Origin of the sequence: Pseudovibrio sp. JE062 (genome assembly GCF_000156235.1) — a bacterium.
GTDB lineage: Bacteria > Pseudomonadota > Alphaproteobacteria > Rhizobiales > Stappiaceae > Pseudovibrio.
The window spans coordinates 658,176-677,841 of record NZ_DS996806.1 but is presented as its reverse complement, the minus strand read 5'-3'; the positions used below and the strand labels follow the sequence as shown (position 1 = coordinate 677,841).

General features: G+C 51.7%; 23 protein-coding genes, 1 tRNA gene and 1 riboswitch. Of the genes, 8 read left to right on the top strand and 16 right to left on the bottom strand.

What is annotated here, in order from left to right; translation table 11 throughout:
• The 6 genes from PJE062_RS07505 to PJE062_RS07480 form a co-directional block, all read right to left on the bottom strand.
• Positions 1-426, bottom strand: coding sequence for an ACT domain-containing protein (locus PJE062_RS07505; protein WP_008547780.1), 426 nt, complete (start codon positions 424-426; stop codon positions 1-3).
• Positions 427-501: 75 nt separating this feature from the next.
• Entirely contained in the window at positions 502-1,227 is a 726-nt protein-coding gene (locus PJE062_RS07500) for a hypothetical protein (RefSeq protein WP_008547635.1), read from the bottom strand.
• Between the two features lie 132 nt (positions 1,228-1,359).
• Positions 1,360-1,785: a VOC family protein gene (locus tag PJE062_RS07495; RefSeq protein WP_008547383.1), complete on the bottom strand. Its 426-nt coding sequence runs from the start codon at positions 1,783-1,785 to the stop codon at positions 1,360-1,362.
• Positions 1,786-1,802: 17 nt separating this feature from the next.
• A complete protein-coding gene (mgtE, locus tag PJE062_RS07490; RefSeq protein ID WP_008547753.1) occupies positions 1,803-3,218 on the bottom strand; it encodes a magnesium transporter in 1,416 nt (471 codons plus the stop codon).
• Positions 3,219-3,610: 392 nt separating this feature from the next.
• A tRNA-Leu gene (locus PJE062_RS07485) sits at positions 3,611-3,697 on the bottom strand.
• Positions 3,698-3,877: 180 nt separating this feature from the next.
• Positions 3,878-4,144, bottom strand: coding sequence for a FliM/FliN family flagellar motor switch protein (locus PJE062_RS07480; RefSeq protein ID WP_008547981.1), 267 nt, complete (start codon positions 4,142-4,144; stop codon positions 3,878-3,880).
• A 143-nt stretch (positions 4,145-4,287) separates the two neighbouring features.
• On the opposite strand from PJE062_RS07480, the gene lipB reads away from it, so the two are divergent.
• Complete coding sequence (gene lipB, locus PJE062_RS07475) at positions 4,288-5,025, top strand: lipoyl(octanoyl) transferase LipB (protein WP_008547783.1); 738 nt, start codon at positions 4,288-4,290, stop codon at positions 5,023-5,025.
• Here the strand turns inward: lipB and PJE062_RS07470 are convergent, their stop codons facing one another.
• Positions 5,026-5,295, bottom strand: a complete 270-nt coding sequence (locus PJE062_RS07470; protein WP_014286274.1) for an acylphosphatase — start codon at positions 5,293-5,295, stop codon at positions 5,026-5,028.
• 160 nt (positions 5,296-5,455) lie between these two features.
• On the opposite strand from PJE062_RS07470, the gene PJE062_RS07465 reads away from it, so the two are divergent.
• On the top strand, positions 5,456-6,721 hold the full coding sequence (locus PJE062_RS07465; protein ID WP_008547863.1) for a hypothetical protein: 1,266 nt from the start codon (positions 5,456-5,458) through the stop codon (positions 6,719-6,721).
• A gap of 45 nt (positions 6,722-6,766) precedes the next feature.
• Here PJE062_RS07465 and PJE062_RS07460 read toward each other — a convergent pair whose 3' ends face one another.
• From PJE062_RS07460 to PJE062_RS07445, 4 genes are all read right to left on the bottom strand, one after another.
• A complete protein-coding gene (locus PJE062_RS07460) occupies positions 6,767-7,666 on the bottom strand; it encodes a DMT family transporter (protein ID WP_008547632.1) in 900 nt (299 codons plus the stop codon).
• A 133-nt stretch (positions 7,667-7,799) separates the two neighbouring features.
• A riboswitch (FMN riboswitch) is annotated at positions 7,800-7,950 on the bottom strand.
• 128 nt (positions 7,951-8,078) lie between these two features.
• Entirely contained in the window at positions 8,079-8,501 is a 423-nt protein-coding gene (locus PJE062_RS07455) for a gamma-glutamylcyclotransferase family protein (protein ID WP_008547413.1), read from the bottom strand.
• A 24-nt stretch (positions 8,502-8,525) separates the two neighbouring features.
• Positions 8,526-9,182, bottom strand: coding sequence for an HAD hydrolase-like protein (locus PJE062_RS07450; protein ID WP_008547497.1), 657 nt, complete (start codon positions 9,180-9,182; stop codon positions 8,526-8,528).
• Between the two features lie 41 nt (positions 9,183-9,223).
• On the bottom strand, positions 9,224-11,236 hold the full coding sequence (locus tag PJE062_RS07445; RefSeq protein WP_037036316.1) for an acetyl/propionyl/methylcrotonyl-CoA carboxylase subunit alpha: 2,013 nt from the start codon (positions 11,234-11,236) through the stop codon (positions 9,224-9,226).
• 248 nt (positions 11,237-11,484) lie between these two features.
• Here PJE062_RS07445 and folB point away from each other — a divergent pair, with 248 nt between their 5' ends.
• From folB to PJE062_RS07415, 6 genes are all read left to right on the top strand, one after another.
• Complete coding sequence (gene folB / locus PJE062_RS07440) at positions 11,485-11,865, top strand: dihydroneopterin aldolase (RefSeq protein WP_008547923.1); 381 nt, start codon at positions 11,485-11,487, stop codon at positions 11,863-11,865.
• A gap of 138 nt (positions 11,866-12,003) precedes the next feature.
• Positions 12,004-12,306 carry a hypothetical protein gene (locus PJE062_RS07435; RefSeq protein ID WP_008547936.1) on the top strand — a complete coding sequence of 101 codons (303 nt, stop codon included), beginning with the start codon at positions 12,004-12,006 and terminating at the stop codon, positions 12,304-12,306.
• A 14-nt stretch (positions 12,307-12,320) separates the two neighbouring features.
• The gene (locus tag PJE062_RS26325; RefSeq protein WP_157039073.1) at positions 12,321-12,641 is read left to right on the top strand and encodes a hypothetical protein; all 321 of its coding nucleotides are present in this window, start codon (positions 12,321-12,323) and stop codon (positions 12,639-12,641) included.
• 550 nt (positions 12,642-13,191) lie between these two features.
• Positions 13,192-13,482: a hypothetical protein gene (locus tag PJE062_RS07425; protein ID WP_008548021.1), complete on the top strand. Its 291-nt coding sequence runs from the start codon at positions 13,192-13,194 to the stop codon at positions 13,480-13,482.
• 116 nt (positions 13,483-13,598) lie between these two features.
• The gene (locus PJE062_RS07420; RefSeq protein ID WP_008547387.1) at positions 13,599-13,889 is read left to right on the top strand and encodes a hypothetical protein; all 291 of its coding nucleotides are present in this window, start codon (positions 13,599-13,601) and stop codon (positions 13,887-13,889) included.
• 117 nt (positions 13,890-14,006) lie between these two features.
• Positions 14,007-14,306: a hypothetical protein gene (locus PJE062_RS07415; protein ID WP_008547618.1), complete on the top strand. Its 300-nt coding sequence runs from the start codon at positions 14,007-14,009 to the stop codon at positions 14,304-14,306.
• A 103-nt stretch (positions 14,307-14,409) separates the two neighbouring features.
• On the opposite strand, the gene PJE062_RS07410 is transcribed toward PJE062_RS07415, so the two are convergent.
• The 5 genes from PJE062_RS07410 to PJE062_RS07390 all read right to left on the bottom strand — a co-directional run bounded on the left by PJE062_RS07410 (position 14,410) and on the right by PJE062_RS07390 (position 19,645).
• Positions 14,410-15,942, bottom strand: a complete 1,533-nt coding sequence (locus PJE062_RS07410) for an acyl-CoA carboxylase subunit beta (RefSeq protein WP_008547585.1) — start codon at positions 15,940-15,942, stop codon at positions 14,410-14,412.
• A 173-nt stretch (positions 15,943-16,115) separates the two neighbouring features.
• Positions 16,116-16,601, bottom strand: a complete 486-nt coding sequence (gene bfr / locus PJE062_RS07405) for a bacterioferritin (protein WP_008547984.1) — start codon at positions 16,599-16,601, stop codon at positions 16,116-16,118.
• Positions 16,602-17,440: 839 nt separating this feature from the next.
• A complete protein-coding gene (bfr, locus tag PJE062_RS07400) occupies positions 17,441-17,926 on the bottom strand; it encodes a bacterioferritin (RefSeq protein WP_008548065.1) in 486 nt (161 codons plus the stop codon).
• Positions 17,927-18,170: 244 nt separating this feature from the next.
• A complete protein-coding gene (locus PJE062_RS07395; RefSeq protein ID WP_008547986.1) occupies positions 18,171-18,965 on the bottom strand; it encodes an ATP12 family chaperone protein in 795 nt (264 codons plus the stop codon).
• Entirely contained in the window at positions 18,965-19,645 is a 681-nt protein-coding gene (locus PJE062_RS07390) for an HAD-IA family hydrolase (RefSeq protein ID WP_008547642.1), read from the bottom strand. Before PJE062_RS07390 ends, PJE062_RS07395 begins: the two co-directional genes overlap by 1 nt.
• Between the last annotated feature and the right edge of the window lie 21 nt (positions 19,646-19,666).

Genomic DNA, 19,666 nt, shown 5'->3' with positions numbered 1-19,666 from the left:
CTAACCTAACGCAGTTTTCGCAGAAAGACTCAGCTCTTCCAGCGCAGCCATCGCATCTTCCGCCTTTTCTTCCGGCACAAAGATGTGGTCGTGGTAAAAGGCGGCGACGACGTTGGCGGAGATGTCGGCTTCGGCGAGGGCTTTGGAGAGGGCGGCGGTGAGGCCGACGGCTTCTAGGGAACTGTGAACAGCTAAGGAGATACGGCGGAAGCAAGGTTCGGTTTCAACGCCAGCTTTACCTGCATTCTCAATGGAAAGGATCGCTGTCAGACCTTCTTGCTCCCAGAACAGCCCAAGCGGGGAATGTTCTGCCAAAGCCTCAATGCTGCCATTGGGAAAGGTGCAAAACACAAAGCTTTCTTCGGAAAGAGAAGCCTCCATGGACGCCAGCAGTTCCTGCAAATCCGTTCCGCCACGCTGTGTCATCTGTAAAAGCTCCCTTCCTCAAATCAGCTCTCAACCTCAAACTCCGGCTCATCCTATTGAAACAACGGGGCAAAGTTAATCCCCCGGAGAGAATGTCCCGTCCTCATTGTAGTCTGCGATCACCACCTGAGGCCCATCAAAGGCAAACTCGATAAGAACGGGGGCCGGACCAGACCCGGAGCGATCATAGGGCACTACCTCCCCCACCTGATAGGGGCCCGTATCAAGCCAGAAGGCAAACAGCGGCGCACAGTCCACCTGACTGCCGGAGGGAGGCCTGACGAAACTGGAAAGCACCACCTGCCCATCCTGATGCTGAATGGCATTGCCGCAGTAAACATCGGCGAGCTCCTCATCTGGAACCGCAGGCGTATGCATCCTGAAACTGCGCAGGGTCACACCGGTTTCATTGGTTGAGGGAGATAGGCCCAGCGGCGCCACGCTCAAACGCGTGCTATTGATGGAAACAGCATCTTCAGAACTTTGCGTTCCCACCACCCGCTGCATGGCAAACGCCAGTGCATCACTCTCATCATTCCCGGTAGGCGAAGCGAAACGGCGAGTACCACCAGAAGCGCTCTTCTCATGAACAGCGCCAGCCAACACCACTTCATTGAATGCAAACACCAGCTCAGCACCGGACATACTGAAAGGCTCAACCTCACCAGCACAGACACAGCAGGAGTGAACCTCAGGCGCTTCCCCACCCACTACTACGTAGGCCGGCTGCAGTTGGAACAGATAGAAACGACGGGCTGTTTCGCTTCGGTTTCTAATGATGACCTTGCAGTGCTGAACCATGACATCCTCCTCCCGGCCAGCCGCACAGCTGCCGCCTGAAGAGTGTACAGGCAAAAAGGAAAGATCCTCCTCACAAGGCTACTCTAAGGATCAGCAAATCATGGCAATTCAGGCCAACAGGAGAAGCTAGCTCTAATCCTGATAGTTCGGCCAAAGACCCGGCGTGGCCAGCTCCACCACATTGCCAAAGGGGTCATGGAAGAACAGGCTCACCCCGCCTTGCGGCCAACGAACCTCACTGCTGATCGGGATCTTTTTGTCTTCCAAATATTCCCGCCACTCAATCAAAGAACTGCGGGAAATGGCGAAGGCGAAATGCGAAGGCCCACTCGTGCTGTGTCCGGGAACCATACCGAAAGGGCTGTCTACATCATCACCACACACATCGCGCCGGAAAACCAGAAGCATCTGGTTGGGGCCCGCGTCATAGCCATGCATACGCTCCCCCTCAACGACACGGTTCAGCCCTAAAAGGTCGCCGTAGAACTGATGCGACTCGGCAAAATTATCAACATAAACAGCAGTTTCGACAATTCCATTGATACCCGGTGCATCCATTCTAACCTCCTGATTGGCTAAAACGGCAGACCGAACCACCATGCAGCCAGGAACAAAAATGTAAAGAAGCCAACAACGTCCGTTATGGTGGTCACAAAAACTGAAGAAGCAATGGCAGGATCCACTCCAATTTTCTCTAAGCCCATTGGAACCAGCAATCCAAACAAACCAGCGCAGATAGAGTTAATCAGAACTGCACTGCCAATAACCACCCCAAGTTCTGGGTTGAGGAACCAGCCCCCCGCAATAGCACCAATCAGTACTCCAAGGCCCACACCGTTGATGATGCCCACCAACAGCTCACGCCGTAAAACCCTGAGGATGTTACGCCTGTTCAGCTCCTGAGTGGCAATCGCGCGCACGGTAACGGCCATGGTCTGCGTTCCAGAGTTCCCTCCCATGGACGCCACAATCGGCATCAACACAGCCAGCGCCACCATCTGCTCAATGGTGGCCGAGAAAATAGAGATAACAAACGCAGCAAAAATGGCGGTGAACACATTCACCGAGAGCCAGGAAATGCGAGATCTGGCAATCTCCAGAACGCTGTCAGAGATCTCCTCATCACCCACACCAGCCATCGCCAGCATGTCTTCCTCAGCCTCTTCTTGAATGACGTCAACGATGTCATCAACCGTCACAATACCAACCAATCGCTCGGAGGTGTCGGTCACAGCAACAGAAACGAGGTTATAGCGCTCAAACAAGCGCGCCACATCTTCCTGATCATCAGTCACCAGAACAGAATGGCGGGTCTCCTCCATGATCTTGGAGATCTTCTTGGAGCGTTTGGTGCGCAGCAACCGGTCCAGCGCCACAGCACCCAACAGGCGGAACCCCGGATCAACCACATAAAGCTCATAGAAGCTGTCAGGCAGATCTTTGGAGCTGCGCAGATGGTCAATCACCTGCCCCACTGTCCAGAAGGGTGGCACCGCAATAAAGTCAGTCTGGACAATACGACCAGCAGAATCTTCAGGAAATTCAAGCGCACGCTTAATCTGAACCTGATCCACATTGGGCAGCTGAGCAAGGATCTTCTCCTGCTCTTCCTGCTCCATGTCCTCAAGCAGATAAACCGCATCATCGGACTCAAGCTCGCCAATCCCCTCAACAACATCCCCATCCGGCAATGCATCCAGAACCTGCGCACGCACAGGCTCTTCGGTCTCGGTCAAAGCGGCAAAGTCAAACTCTTCACCCAGCAGCTGAATAAGAAGAACGCGATCATCCTCGCGCAGCATCTCCAGCAGGTCACCCATATCTGCTTCGTGCAGATTACCTGCCAGCTCGCGCACAACAGCAGCATCACGCGTATCAAGAGCTTCTTCAACGCGCGTTACAAAGTCCGTATCAAGGTGTCCGCTGGCATCTCGAACATGTGGTGGAGGGGGCGTAGCATGAAGCGCACCGGGATTTTCCGATTGGGTCACGAGACCTCCACTGGTTGTTCAGTCAAATGCTTAACGTGAGCATCGTCCTTCAGTATTGCTGAAAATTGAAATGCCTCTGGTACCAAGGTCCCTGTGCACAGGTTTGTGTTTATAGCGACCTTCTCTGACCGTGCAATCCTTTTGCGAAGAATTCACGATTTACATCAAACTGCGTTCTTTTTGGGGTAGGCCCATGCGCCCTTCAGGAAATCCAGAGGAAACATAAGAACGCACCCAAACCATAAAAAACGCAAATAGACGCACAAAAACGCAAACCAACGCAAAACACGTAGCCCCTCGCCTGATAAAGCGATCCTGCATTTTTATATACTGAGAAAAAACAGAGATTTAGATAGCAAAAAACCCCGGCTCTTAAAAGAGCTCGGGGCTTTTGGTGCGGCCGAGAAGACTCGAACTTCCACGGGAGTTACCCCACAGCGACCTCAACGCTGCGCGTCTACCAATTCCGCCACGGCCGCAAAACCTTGGCTTGCCGTTGGAGTGTCTGGCTTGTTTGCCTCGCCCCGTCGGCCGGTGAGCGGTGATATAGCCAACCCCTCGAACCTGCGCAAGTACCCTTTTTCAAAAATTCACAGTGCAGAGGAAAAAAATCGAAAAAACCTCTTTTGGACGGGGACTTATCCACTGCACGCGATATTTCAGATGCGATCTTCCATGTTTACGGGCCGCATTTCCACAGCACGCTGCAGAACCTTTGTAATAACAATGCCAACTTTATCGCCAACTACAGTCACCTGCCCTTCGGCCACTGGTGTATTGTTTGCCAAAATCGTCACATCGTCCGCTTCATGGGTGTCCAGCTCAATCACCGCTCCACGTCCCATGCGCAACAATTGGTGCACTGGCATTTCAGATTTACCCAGTACCACCGAAATATCGACGGAGATATCATCGAACCTGTTCATCTCTGTCCTGCTCCATCAGAGGGAATAAAATGCACCAGTCCCTACTCTGTGAGTTGGTGCCCTGTTATTTTTAGTGTAGACGCTTACATCTCATTAGGGCAAACCAACTAACCGAAATCCGCAGATCATTTTGGGATAACAACATGGCTGATCGTCAAACCCTTAAAACAGACTTCTTCCCCTTAGAAGGTTCTCCACCTGTTGAATGGGTGATCGATGACGAGCTAATCCCCTATGAAGTTGCACAAAAGGAAATGGAAGAGCGCGTTGCAGCCATCGCAGCTGGCGAAGCCAACGAACGCGTCTGGCTTCTGGAGCATCCGCCTCTTTACACTGCGGGCACCAGCGCCGATCCGGCTGACCTGATCGCCAAAGATCGCTTCCCGGTTTATGAAACAGGCCGCGGAGGGCAGTATACATATCACGGTCCGGGACAACGTGTTGCTTATGTTATGCTCGATTTGAAGCGCCGCCAGCAAGACGTGCGTGCGTTCGTAGCAGCCCTTGAACAGTGGCTCATCGACACCCTGTGGCAACACCACGTACGCGGGGAAAGACGGGAAGATCGTGTAGGCGTCTGGGTTCAGCGTCCGGAAAAGGGCAAGGATGTTGAAGACAAAATCGCAGCCATCGGCATCCGCTTGCGCAAGTGGGTAACATTCCACGGCATCTCGCTGAACGTCGACCCTGATCTGGAACACTTCACCGGCATTGTCCCCTGCGGCGTGCAAAAGCATGGCGTCACCAGCTTCGTTGATCTGGGCCTGCCGCTCACGATGCCTGAGGTGGATATCATTCTGCGCGAGCAGTTCGAAGAGATCTTCGGCCCTACGCATTCCATCGGTCCATCCGGTCTGGCACAAAAGCCAGAGAGTGAATAACTAGTACTCGATGCGGAACGAGCCCTTCTCTTCAGGGGCTTCTCCCAAAAGCGTGACCGCTTCAACTTCTGCACCAACAGGGCCTTGCTGAACAGCCATCAGCAAGGCATCTACCTTTTCCGGATCACCGGTAACAACTGCCTCCACTGATCCGTCTTCATTGTTCTTGCACCAGCCCGAAACACCCAGCATCCCGGCCTTTTTATAAAGCCAGGCCCGATAGCCAACACCCTGCACCAATCCCGTGATGGAAAAGTGTGTGGTCTTCATTGCTATCTCCCGGTGCGCTTAAAGTCTTCATAAACAAAGCCTTTTCGTTTCAGACGACGAAACCGGCAACACTGCCCGGCCTCGCCACAGCCTTAGATTGCAAGCCATAAAAAAAACATCAATTCCCATATCTAATAGGTAGACCTTTAGGAGAGACTTTATGAATTTTCTCAAATCCCGCCTGACTGCACTTTCTTTATCCGCAGCTACAGCACTTCTACCGACGCAAGCCCTCTCACAGACTGATTATACCAGCGATTTCAATGCGATCATCGAGACAGCGGACTACCAGACCGGCATTGTTACATTCAGCAAAAACACAGCACAAAACCCCGAGAACAATCAGGCCAAACTCGCTTTAGGCGCCCTACAGTTCCTGAACGCCCTCCAAGGTCTGCAGCAGGAATTTTTCAAATACGGCGCAGGAAACATCTCACCCAACAGAAGCCTGCGCGCATTCCTCCCGATTTTCCGCATTCCAGTCGCTCCCAATCCAACCCCGGAGCCGGTTACCTATCAAAAAACGCGGGAGATGCTGGAACGGTTCGTCGCTCAGCTGAAAGAAGCCAACGACACTCTGGCAGGCATCTCTGATCAACCAGTCAAACTGCAAGTTGACCTTCTGAAGATCAATCTGGATGCTGACAACAGCGGCACCATTGAACCCTACGAAAACCTCGCAGAAATCCTCTCAAGCCTTTCCAGAGGCAGCCCATTCACACTTGAGGATGATACAACAACGTTTCCTATCACCTTTGATCTGGCAGACGCAAAGTGGCTACAAGGCTACTCTAACCTCCTCATGTCAGTAGGCAATTTCCTGCTCGCATTCGATTATGAGAGCACCTACGACATGACGTTCCATAGCGTCTTTGGCCCGGATGCCACCATCTATGGCAAACAGCTGCAGGAAAAAGGAAAAGCAGGTGGTCCACGTGATCTAGGCGCACTCGCAACCCCAATCACTTTCCTGCATTCCATCAACTGGACAATAGAGAACCCCGCTCGCCTCAAAGCGACCCGTCAGAACCTTCTGCAGGTTATGCAGCTGAACTATGAAACCTGGGAGCTCATTCAGAAGGAAACCGACGACGACCACGAATGGCTCCCCAACCCTAACCAGACCAGCCCGTTTCAGGCTCTCCCTGTCACACAGCAAACCATCGACAGTTGGCTGAAAGCAGTGAAAGCCTCAGAAAAAGTGCTGAATGGGGAAGTGTTGATCCCTCACATGGTGTTTGACGGCGGGATCAATATGAAGTCGTTCTTTGACACAGCAGAGAGCTTCGATCTAGTTCTCTTTATCACCGGACCAAACGCCGTGAACTACATCGAGCAAGGCGAAGTCTGGGATGGAGACTTTATGCGCACCTTAAGCCGACCTTTAAGCAGAAACTTCGGCGCCTTCGCTGTCTGGTTCAACTAGTTCATAAACAAAAGAAAAGCCCGGCAACTTGGCCGGGCTTTCTTATTAGTTTCGCTCGCGCTCCACATGCACAATGTAAAGCGATGCGCCAATGATCAGCGCAGCGCCCAGCCACAAGTTGCCCGGAGGCACCCAGCTGAAGACAATGAAACCACAAAGAACATTGAGCGGCAGCTTCAAGTGATCAAACGGCTGCAAGTAAGCCGCATCCACCTTCTCATAGGCCATTGCCAGCGAGCCCTGTGCAATCGCACCCAGCAGCCCTGCCAGAATGATCAGCCACCACATATTCATGCCGTCAGGTATCGAAAGACCACCTGGAGCCAGCAGCGCCAGAACCAGATTGACCGGCGTCAGCAATAGAAGCAGATAAAGCGTAACCGACTGAGGGCTCTCGCTTTCCTCTAGCTTTTTCATGCAGAGGATGGAAGAACCCCAGAGCAGCGCAGCGATAATCGGCAGGAACGCAACCAGCTGGAATGCTTCATCCCACGGGCTGAGAATAATCATACCGCCCACAAAGCCAACCGCTGTCGCAACCCACCGCTGCCCACTTGCTTTTTCACGCAAGAAAACAGCGGCACCAATCGTCACAAAGAACGGGGATGTCATCAAAAGCGCGATGCCCTGCCAGATCGGCACACCATTTGCCAACCCAGCAACCCAGAACTGCACGCCCAGCGCTGCCAGAAAAACACGGAAGATATGCAGAGCCAGCTGCTCGGTATGCAAACCATCAACACCAATGCGCCAGATCACCGGCACCATCGCAACAAGCGAAATCAGGTATTGCCAGAAGGTTGCACTGGTGGAGCTCAGCCCCTGCACCATGGTCAGATACTGCATGGCAGAGTTGGTCACAGCAAACGCTGCACCAGCAAACACCATCCAGCTTGCGCCCACAACAGCAGCAGACGCACGTGTTGAACTGCGTGATGAACTCATACACGCACCTCGTAATCACTATTCAAAAACAGATTAAACATAAGAAATCTTTCTGATCCAAAGGACGGCAAACCGCCAAGTTTCATTGAATCAGGACGCGCAAGCAAACAGCGTTCATCAGAACACCCCTCACCTACATTCTCTTTCATCCGGACTATAACCGTCGGTCCCGGAATCTCACCGGATCTGCTGACCCTTCTCTAAATAAAGAAGGCGCTCGCGGACTTATGCCCCTAAAGACAATCACCACCGGTAGGGAATTTCACCCCGCCCTGAGAATTATCTCCCAACTTTGGGAGACTTGTTTTCTAACAGATTCTCAGGAAATTGCGAGTTGTCTTTCAGTCTAACTGAAAACACATTTGTGAACGGTCTGTCAGCCCACAAATGCACTTCTACAGTTTGCAAAACTCTAGCGCAGATCCCACTGACGCAGCTCTTCTCTATACGTTTCTGGAAATTCCCAGTGCTCAGCGGCTTCCATCACACCTTCCCACGCTTTGGCATGCGGCTTCCCAGTGCTGGCAGTCCGGCTCAGGTAGATGATCGCTGACTTGTTCTGCCTACCACTGCGCACGGGAAGAAAGACCTTGTCGAGCCCCTTGCGGAAAAGCGCCTCAGCTCCATCAACAACGGTCACATCACCGATACGGCAATCCCAAAGGACACCATGCACGCGCTTGCCCGGAGCTTTCACCATGGAAGGAACACCCTCAGTGGTGATGATAAAGCGATAACCATCCATGGAAGCTGGCCCCAGCGGCTTGGCCTGCGGGCAGCGACTGGCCATAATCTTCGGATTCATCAGACGGCCATAAGCAAAATAAATCGGCATCAGTTCAACTCATTACAAAAGAGATCAGGCAACAAGGGTGTCGGCAAGGTGAGCGGCCAACTCTTTACGAGAGCGGACAACGGTATCAGCACCGCAATCGGCCATCTCTTCTTCAGAACCATAGCCCCAGAGCACACCGATAGACTGCACACCATTTTCCTTCGCAGCAATAACATCATGCTTGCGATCACCAATCATAATGCAATGAGATGCATCCAGACTTTCCTGCTCCAGCAAGTAAGCAAGCAAATCCACTTTGTTGCCGCGCGTCATATCCAGCTCGCAGCCATAGGTCTTCTCAAACAGGCCATCCATCTCAAAATGAGCAATGATCTTTTCAGCGTAAACCCAAGGCTTGGAAGTGCAAACGAACAGGCGATCTCCACGGTCTTTGGCAGTCTGAAGGAGTTCAATAATCCCCTCATAGCGCTCGTTTTCGTAAAGACCGACAGTCGTAAAACGCTCCCGATACAAGCGAATGCACTCAAGGATCAGCTCTTCATCTTCTGTATTCAGAAGCTGGCGGAACGTTTCTGTAAGAGGAGGACCGATAATAAAGGCGAGGTCTTCAGCTGGAGGAACATCGCGGCCAAGCTTTTCAAGCGCATACTGAACGCTCGTTACAATGCCGACAAAAGGGTCTGTCAGCGTTCCATCCAAATCAAAAAGCAGAGTGCGCAAAGCCAAATCCTCAGTACAGGAATTGGCTTTGCGCCAACTCCTTATTCAAATTCCATGATAACGGCATCAACCGCCAGACTGTCGCCCGGAGCAGCCTTGATAGCGCTTACCACACAATCACGTTCTGCCCGAAGCACATTTTCCATTTTCATGGCTTCAACAATCGCCAGCTGCTCGCCAGCTTTCACTTCCTGCCCCTCTTCCACATGAAGCGAAACAACAAGACCCGGCATTGGACAAAGCAACAGGTTGGATGTGTCCGGAGCAACCTTCTCAGGCATCAGGGAAGCTAGTTCAGCATTGCGAGGTGTCATCACCTTGGCGACAACAGAATAGCCCTGCCAGTCCAACTGGTAGCCGTTTTCAACCGGGCGAACCTGAACACTCACATTGCGCTCACCAACCTGCCCTTTCCAGAGCATGTCACCAGGAACCCAAGAGGAGGCAACACGGGCACGTGGACTACCTTCGACACAAACATCGATATCAAGCGGCGTAACAGCCATGCCTTCAATCAGCTCAGCATCCAGTTTCTCACCATTGATCAGCACACCCCACTCACGGCGCACACCGCCATGATGCGGACGTAGACGGCCCGGCAGATGGTCCAGACGCTCACGCTCAATCAGATGCATGGAAAGCGCTACAGACGCCAACACACTGCGGGCCTCCGCATCCGGTGTCGCTGGCTCAAAGCCATCCGGATATTCATCAGCAATAAAGCTCGTAGCCAGTTGACCAGAACGCCAGCGTGGGTGCTTCATCAAGGATGCAAGGAACGGCACGTTGTGCTGAATGCCGTCCACCTGGAACTCATCAAGCGCAGTGCTCATACTCTCAATGGCTTCTGCGCGGGTCGCCGCATAAGTCACCAGTTTCGCGATCATAGGATCGTAGAACATGGAGATCTCGGAGCCTTCAACAACACCAGTGTCATTGCGAACCACATAACCGTCATGCTCACCTTCAACAGGTGGGCGATAACGTGTCAGACGACCAATAGACGGCAGAAAGTTGCGGTAAGGATCTTCCGCATAGATGCGGCTTTCAACTGACCAACCGTTCAGCTTCACCTCATCCTGTTTGATGGAGAGCTCTTCTCCAGCAGCAACGCGGATCATCTGCTCAACAAGATCTACGCCGGTGATCAGTTCTGTCACCGGATGCTCCACCTGCAGACGAGTGTTCATTTCAAGGAAGTAGAAGCTCTTGTCCTGCCCTGCCACAAACTCAACAGTACCGGCACTGTCGTAGTCAACAGCCTTGGCCAGAGCAACGGCCTGTTCACCCATCTTGCGGCGAGTTTCCTCATCCAGCAATGGAGATGGCGCTTCTTCGATGACCTTCTGGTTACGGCGCTGAATAGAACATTCACGCTCGCCCAGATAGATCGCATTGCCGTGCTTGTCGCCCATCACCTGAATTTCAATGTGGCGCGGGTTCTCGATAAACTTTTCAATGAAGATACGATCATCACCAAAGGAGCTGACAGCTTCTGATTTGGCGCGATCAAAGCCATCCATGGCTTCTTCATCGTTCCAGGCAATACGCATACCTTTACCACCACCACCGGCGGAGGCCTTGATCATCACCGGATATCCGATTTCAGAAGCAATGCGCTTGGCATCTTCCGGGGTTTCAATCAGGCCCATGTAGCCTGGCACGGTAGAAACATTGGCATCAGCAGCAAAGCGCTTGGAGGTGATCTTGTCTCCCATCACCTCAATTGCTTTTGGGTTCGGCCCGATAAAGACAATACCTTCCTGCTTCAAGCGCTCGCAAAACTCTGCGCGCTCGGAAAGGAAGCCATAGCCCGGATGAACAGCTTCAGCACCGGTCTGTTTGCATGCATCAATAATTTTGTCGATTACGAGGTATGATTTGGCTGCAGCCGGCTCACCAATGTGAACAGCCTCATCAGCCATCTCCACATGAAGCGCATCCCGGTCCGCATCAGAGTAAACAGCAACCGTTTTGATCCCCATCGATCTCGCCGTTTTGATAACACGGCAAGCGATTTCCCCACGGTTTGCGATCAGAATCTTTGAAAACATGCCCATCCCACATACACACCTTCTTTATTTACAGTGCAGGGTTGTAGGCATCTCTACGCACTTCCGCAACCTCACAATAGGGCGAAGAACCATCGCACTTTCGTAGGGGCAATAGATGCTATCAAATCGCAAATTGAACTGCTCTTTCATCTATATGCAGCGCATTTCCCAAGGAAAGACGTTGTGTTTCCGAGCCAGCTCTGGCAACACAGGTCTCCAACAGTAAAGATCCCCTCAGGAGCCAAACAATGAATGAAAACAAGATATTTCTGGAAGGCCTGTCATTCTTTGCATTCCACGGCCTGCATGATGAAGAAGCCAAGTTGGGCCAACGCTTTATCATCGACCTCACCTGTTGGGCTGACTTTGAGAAGGCAACTGTTTCAGACGATTATGAAGACACCATCTGCTACGGTACACTGGCCAAAACAGTAGAGGATGTTGTGACCAACTCCCGCTTTAACCTGCTGGAACGCCTTGCAGGTGCCATTTGCGATGCAGTGTTTGCCATGGATGCGCGAATCTCCAAAATCACCGTCAAAGTGAACAAACCATCTGCTCCGGTGCCAGTGCATACAGGTGGCTTTGGTGTGGAAGTTACCCGCCCGCGCCCTGCCGCAAACGGTTAAATCAATCATTTCTTCTTTAGAGCCGGCTAACCACGGCTCACCTTGATACTCGCAGTTTTAGGCTTTTGCCTGCAAAACGGATGGAACACGGCTTGATTATAAGCCTCTCTTTATCTGCTTTGTAAGGCAAAAGACCCCATGCGAAATGCCTCCGCCACTATTATTGCCGGTAGCCTCATAACCCTGATGTGGGTAGGCTCAGCCAACGCACAGGCCAGACCGGATGCACGCAACCTGACATGTGAACAAGCCAAACAGCTGGTCAACAGCCGCGGTGGCGTCGTCCTGACCACAGGGCCACGCACCTACGAGCGTTTTGTCAGTGACATCAGATACTGCCTTCATAATGAAGTCCTGCGCCGGGAGTGGGCTCCGACCAAAGACAGCAACGCCTGCCAGATTGGTTATCGCTGCTCACCACGCACACGGCAGAACCAGTAAAGAAGGAGGAAGCTATGAGAACATCGACCCTACTCGTATTAACGAGCACTCTGGCCCTCATAGTTTCCACCTCTGCATTTGCCCGCCCTGACACTCGCCAAATGTCATGCCTGGAAGCACGCTCAGTTGTTCAGCGTGCTGGCGGCATCGTACTGAGCACTGGTGCCCGAACTTACGACCGGTTTGTTGCAGGCTTACAGTTCTGCCAACCCTATGAGCGTTTAATGAGCCGATGGGTTCCCACTAAGGATCAGAAACGCTGCTTCATCGGCTATTCATGTGAGCCGGGCTACAACAGCGGTGAAGGCCCCTTCGGCTCCGACATCTTCGATTAAGAACGGCACAACATCCACACATGGAAAAAGAGGCGGCTTTCCTACCCCTCTTCTAATGCTGTCGAATCCATAATCCACATTCCCAAACTTGCCAGACACACCCCGCACGCCACCAACATGTGGTTGCGGCAACTTTTTTGCACCACCTACAAGCAAAAGTGTGAGCTTGATCACAGACACGCAAGTAATCCCCAAGAACACGAAGACACGAATTCGTTACCGACCAAAATTCAAAGTTGCGAAAAGATAATTTTGTGCTTCAGAACACATCTTACTCAAAAAATTCCAGTAAACATACAATCATCAACGAACAACAACACACACCAAGCAAATGATTTAGAGTAACAACTCAAAAATTAGCTTGATAAAGAGAACAACAACTAAAGACAGAAAGATGTAAGAGGGCAAGAAACTGCCTTCCATCAGTCTAAATTCAAAAGACGCGCCGAAATAATAATGAAGATCGGCAAAATCCCATCGGAAAGACTGCTCCTCCCAGTCTCTCCCTCTGAACAATGACCAAAACTGTATAAATTCGAAAGTAAAACAAATGAAAAAGATCGCTCTGACCCTTTCCGTACTCGGCCTCGTTTCTGCTGCTTCCATCGCACAGGCAGCTCTGGTCAACACTGGTGACCTGACCGCATCTGAAGCAAAGGCACTCGTTCAGGACAAAGGCGCAATCGTGCTCGCAACTGGTCCAGGCCTCTATGACCGCTACGTCGCAAACGCTTCTTATTGTGCCTCCCACGAAGAAACACAGCGCGCTTACGTCGTAACCAAAGACTCCAATAGCTCCCTCATCGGCTACACCTGCGTAGTTGAAAACAGAGACAACTAAGCCTCTAACCCGCCTCAAGTTAGAGAGCTCCCCCATCCCCCTTGGGAAAGACTGTTCCTCCCCAGTCTTTCCCTCTCAAAAAACAACTCATATTGTAAAAATAGAAAGTAATCCCAATGAAAAAGATCGCTCTGACCCTTTCCGTACTCGGCCTCGTTTCCGCTGCTTCCATCGCTCAGGCAGCTCTGGTCAACACTGGTGATTTGACCGCTTCTGAAGCAAAAGCACTCGTTCAGGACAAAGGCGCAATCGTGCTGTCAACTGGCCCAGGTCTCTATGATCGTTACGTTGCAAACGCCTCCTATTGCGCAACTCACGAAGAAACAGAGCGCGCTTACGTCGTGACCAAAGACTCCAACCATTCCCTCATTGGTTACACCTGCGTGGTCGATAACAAGAACAGCTGATTTTCTAACTCGCCCCAAAGTTAGAAGCACGCCCATCACAAAGCCCCAAGGAAAGGCTGTGCCTCCGGCCTTTCCCTCCCCAAGTTCCCATAAGAATTAAAACCGAAAGCTAATACAATGAAAAAGATCGCACTAACCCTTTCCGTACTCGGCCTCGTTTCTGCTGCTTCCGTTGCTCAGGCAATGAATGTTCCTCTCACAAGCACAACTGACCTCACAGGCTCCCAGGTGAAAGCTCTGGTTCAGGATAAAGGCGCAGTCGTTCTGGCAACCGGTCCAGGTCTTTACGATCGCTTCGTTGCAAATGGCTCCTTCTGTGGCCCACACGAAGAAACACAGCGCGCCTACGTTGTGACCAAAGATTCCAACCATTCCCTCATCGGTTACACCTGTGTGGTTGAGAACGACGAAAACTAAGACCTAACTCGCCTCAAGTTAGTCCCCCTCTCCCCTATCAACAAAACCCCGACCTTTTCACGAAGGCCGGGGTTTTCATTTTTCAGAAATCACAAGCTCTGTCTTAGAGCGGAATATTGTCGTGCTTACGCCATGGCATCTGCTGGTTCTTGGTCCGCAGCATTGCCAGCGCACGAGAGATCCGCATCCGGGTAGACTGAGGCATGATCACCTCATCAATGTAACCACGCTCTGCAGCCACAAACGGGTTCGCAAACCGGTCTTCATAATCCTTTGTCCGCTCGGCAATCTTCTCAGGATCATCCAGTTCATTGCGATACAGGATCTCAACCGCACCTTTCGCGCCCATCACAGCGATCTCAGCAGATGGCCAAGCGTAGTTCACATCGCCACGGATGTGCTTGGAGCTCATCACGTCATAAGCGCCACCGTAAGCCTTACGCGTGATCACAGTGATCTTCGGAACAGTCGCCTCACCATAAGCAAACAGCAGTTTTGCGCCATGCTTGATCAACCCGCCATATTCCTGCGCTGTACCCGGCAGGAAGCCCGGAACATCAACAAAAGTAACCAGCGGAATGTTGAAGCAATCACAGAAGCGCACAAAACGTGCAGCTTTACGGCTCGCATCACTGTCCAGAACGCCAGCAAGCACCATTGGCTGGTTGGCGACGATACCAACGGTACGCCCTTCAACACGGCCAAAGCCCGTGATGATGTTTCCGGCAAAGCTCTCCTGAATCTCGAAGAAATCCTGCTCATCCACGGTCTTCAGGATAAGCTCACGCATATCGTAAGGCTTGTTCGGATTATCCGGCACCAGCGTATTGAGGCTCTCATCCAGACGAGATGGATCATCATAAACGGAAAGCTCAGGCAGCGGCGCCTGATTGTTCATCGGCAGATAATCCACCAGACGGCGGATCTGCAGCAGCGCTTCCACATCGTTATCAAACGCACCATCTGCAATAGAAGACTTGGTGGTGTGAATGCTCGCACCGCCCAGCTCTTCAGCCGTCACAGTCTCATTGGTCACGGTCTTCACAACATCCGGACCAGTCACGAACATGTAGGATGTATCGCGCACCATGAAGATGAAATCGGTCATGGCTGGGGAATACACATCACCACCAGCACATGGACCCATGATCACGGAGATCTGCGGAATAACACCGGACGCCTGAATATTGCGCCAGAACACCTCACCGTATCCACCAAGTGCCGCAACACCTTCCTGAATACGAGCACCACCTGCATCGAAAATACCAATGATCGGCGCGCGGTTCTGCAGCGCCATATCCTGGATCTTCATGATTTTCTCTGCGTGGGTCTCAGAAAGCGATCCACCGAATACGGTGAAGTCTTTTGAGAAGAGGTAAACCGTACGGCCATTGACCGTACCCCAACCAGCAACAACGCCATCACCCGGGAAGTGCGTCTCCTCCATACCAAACTCGGTACAGCGGTGCTGCTTGAACATATCGAATTCTTCGAAGGAACCTTCATCTAGCAGAATTTCAATGCGCTCTCGTGCGGTGAGTTTTCCGCGTTTATGCTGCGCATCAATTCGGCGCTGTCCCCCACCAAGCCGCGCTTCATCACGTCTTTTTTCTAATTCAGCTAGAACTTCCTTCATAAGATATCTCAGCTCCCAATCTAACTGAGTTATCTCCTAACACGCCCCTAAGCAAAAAAACTAGTAAGCCGTTGGATTGAGAAGCTTCTTACGATGCAACCGCAAACCACCTCAACCCAACACGCCATAACCCTTGGGAAACCAAGCTTTCTTTGCTGATAAATCAGCAAATCTCACTCGGCCTCATCCGCACTGCCCGCATTGAGCAATCCATATTTTTCTTCGCCTATTTGCTCAAGAAGCTCCAACTGAGTCTCAAGAAAATCGCAGTGTCCTTCTTCATCAGCCAGCAAACTGTCAAAAAGTGCCATGGTCACGAAGTCCCCCTGCTGCTCACAGAAGACACGGGATTCGCTGTAATACTCAATCGCCTCACGCTCTCCGGCCAGATCAGCCTCCAGCACTTCTTTCACAGATGTGCCGATACGCAGCGGAGCGATGGTTTGCAAGTTCGGATGGCCTTCCAGAAACACAATGCGCTCAACCAAACGGTCAGCATGCTGCATTTCTTCAATCGACTCGGCCCGCTCTTTCTTGCCAAGCTTTGTATAGCCCCAATCTTCAAGAAGCCGGAAATGCACCCAGTATTGATTGACAGCCCCGAGCTCCATGGAAAGGGCTTTGTTCAAACGTTCAATGACACCGTCTTTTGCTTTCATGAGATCTCAGTGCGAACACTGCTCCTTTGGGAATGCAGGTGAAAATGCAACTCGTTCAGAACCGTCCCCCAAACGAGTATTGACCCCATAAACATAGTTCAGCCCGGCACACCGCCAACCCAAATCCCCGATCGTTCCTAATGAAGCCTAAAGCATGCCGCATTCATTTAAATTCACGCGCCAAGCTTTAAACTTTTGCTTTACGCGTAATCCTATTGGAAACCGGAGGCACTGTTCGGCAATACACTCTAAAGCACCTATAGCACCGCGCTGGTAACAGGCGGTGTTGGAGAATTGGAGTTCCCGTTTCAACGGGTGGAGCAAGGCGAACAGGCTCTGCCTGCGCTACTTGTTAGAAATGTTTCTTCGGCATTGGCTGTTCGCCTCGCCCGGGCCTTTTATCATGAACACGCGGGCTCCCTCTCGAACAGACGCGACAGGTACATCTGCGCATCATTGATACGCTTTTGTACCATCGGCAGTTTCCTGCCACCACCGGACGCCCTCCGGAACGACCCCAAGCTCCCTACTACCACTGTGGTCTCAATAGGGTATGGCGCTTCACCGGACCTCCCGACACGATACGTTACCTCATGCCGGTAGCCCAACCCCGCCCACGCCACGGAGCGGACGGTCCACTCCTGCCCGAATGCGTGGGCACGAGAACAAGCTTAAGAGCGTTATTGATGAGGGGGATAAGTTTTTTTTGCGAATTCTTGCCACTTGATTGAATCCAATCGAATGGCGCGCACTCTAGCTGGAAGCAAACAACTTTAACCCAACAAAAAAGAGCCACCCAATGGGCAGCTCTTTCAAATCAAAGCAATCAGTTAGCGTGATTATTCGCTCGCATCAGCCGAGTTGGCATTCAGCGCACCGTAGTGCTGCTCACCAATCTTCTCAAGAAGCTCAAGCTGTGTTTCAAGGAAGTCGATATGCCCTTCCTCATCTGCCAGAAGATCGTCAAAAAGCTTCATGGAAACATAGTCGCCTTCGGCATCACAGATCTCGCGGCTCTTCTTGTAAGATTCGCGCGCTTCATGCTCACCAGCCAGATCAGCTTCCAGAACCTCTTTCAGGTTTGTACCGATCTTCAGAGCGCCAACAGTCTGCATATTTGGGTGACCACCAAGGAAGAGGATGCGTTCAATCAGCTTGTCCGCATGTTCCATCTCTTCAACGGATTCCTCGCGCTCCTTTTGCGCCAGTTTGCCAAAGCCCCAGTCATCCAGCAGGCGATAATGCAGCCAGTACTGATTGACGGCACCAAGCTCCAGCTTCAGAGCCTCATTAAGCCGCTCAATAACTTTCTCATTATGTTTCATCGGCGGAATTCCTCAATTTTTGTGATTATGACCGTGTTTGGCGATGTGTCGTTTTAAACATTATTCTTATGCCGGATGGCTGCAGCACACAGTTGAACAGATTCGACAGTATCACGGCAAATAAAATTCCATTGCCCACATACTACAAACTATTGATTTCTTTCTACGATATGCAGAAGCCAGCCAACAAAAAAGCGCAGCTATCGACTGCGCTTTTAAACTTCAGATCTCAGTCAGAAACTGCTTAGCTTTCTTCTGGCGCTCCCACCAGAATAAGAGCAGCAGCATTGAACTCATCGTTCTTGAACCGGCGAATACGAGCAGCTTCTTCGTCCTGTCCCCATTGCTCAATGTTCCAATCTTCATCAACGTGAGCAGCGGACCAGACAGCGTCCGCATCAAACGCTTTTTCAGCCAGTGCCAATGCCAAAAGGGCAGAGCCACAAATGGATGTCACTGTGTGGATCGCAGCCAACTGCAACGCATCATACTTGTCCAGCTCAGCACGATAAGCTGCAGTCACAGCCTCATCCTGTGCAACATGCATGATCCCTTCAACCAGCTTAAAGCGACCATCAAGCAGCTTCTCCGCCCAGCCCAGAACAGGATCCCACTGGGCAGTCTGACGACCAACGAGTTCAGCAGGAGAGTCAGCGCGGTAGCAGAGATGGTCGTTCCCAGCATAACGGGTGATCTCATCTGCAACGTCGGCGAATTTCTCTTCAACGGCATCAATCGCGGAATGAGCAATGCGTGTGAGTGGCATTGTGCCCGGATCAATCTCTTCTTCCTGCAGCTCCCATTCGGCAGCCACACCTTCCGCAATCACTTCATCCTTGAACACCAGAGCATTACGTCCCGGCGTTTTGATGGAGCGCCCATCCAGCAGAACAGCATAGACGTCGTCTTTCTGTTCAACGCTGACACGCTCATAAAACCGCTTTGGCAGGTTTCGTTTCGTGTGCTCACGTGCAGCCTGAACAGCATCAACAGGCCCTTTTGCAATGTCATCTGCAATCTGCTCAAAAATGTCACGCATTATGCGACTTCCTTATTCCACTTGAAGTGCTCGCTCAGCACTGGAATGAGTTCCTTAAAGTGATCGATGACATAGGTGGCACCAGCGCTCTTCACATCGTCGGCACTGTGATAACCCCATGTAACCCCAACAGATTTAACGCCTGCATTGCGGGCCATCTGCATATCGAAGGTCGTATCACCGATCATAATCGTGTTTTCAAGATCGACGCCAGTTTCGCTCATCGCCTGAAAAATCATGCCCGGGTTTGGCTTGGACGGCGCAACATCCGCGGTCTGCATTGTGGTGAAGACACCTTCCAGTTCATGCAGACTGATAAGATGCTTCATTCCGCGGGAGTGCTTGCCAGTTGCGATACCAAGAAGCACATCTTCCCGGCCATCCAACTCTTTCAAAGCCTCAATTGCCCCCTCATAGAGCGGATCATAGTCTCGTCCCTTAGAGCGCATTTCCCAAACAACCTGCTGGTATCCTTTGACCATTCTCTCGATCAGCTCAGGATCTTTCCGGCCCAACAGTTTTTCAAAGGCTATGTTCAGCGTCAGGCCAACCGTTTCAAGGATCTCATCACGTGATGGCAGCGGCAGATCGACAGAGCGATATGCTGCGGTGAAACCAATCATGATATTGTCTTGGCTATCCGCGAGCGTGCCGTCGCAGTCAAACACGATGAGATACATGAAGATCAGCCCGTTATTTTG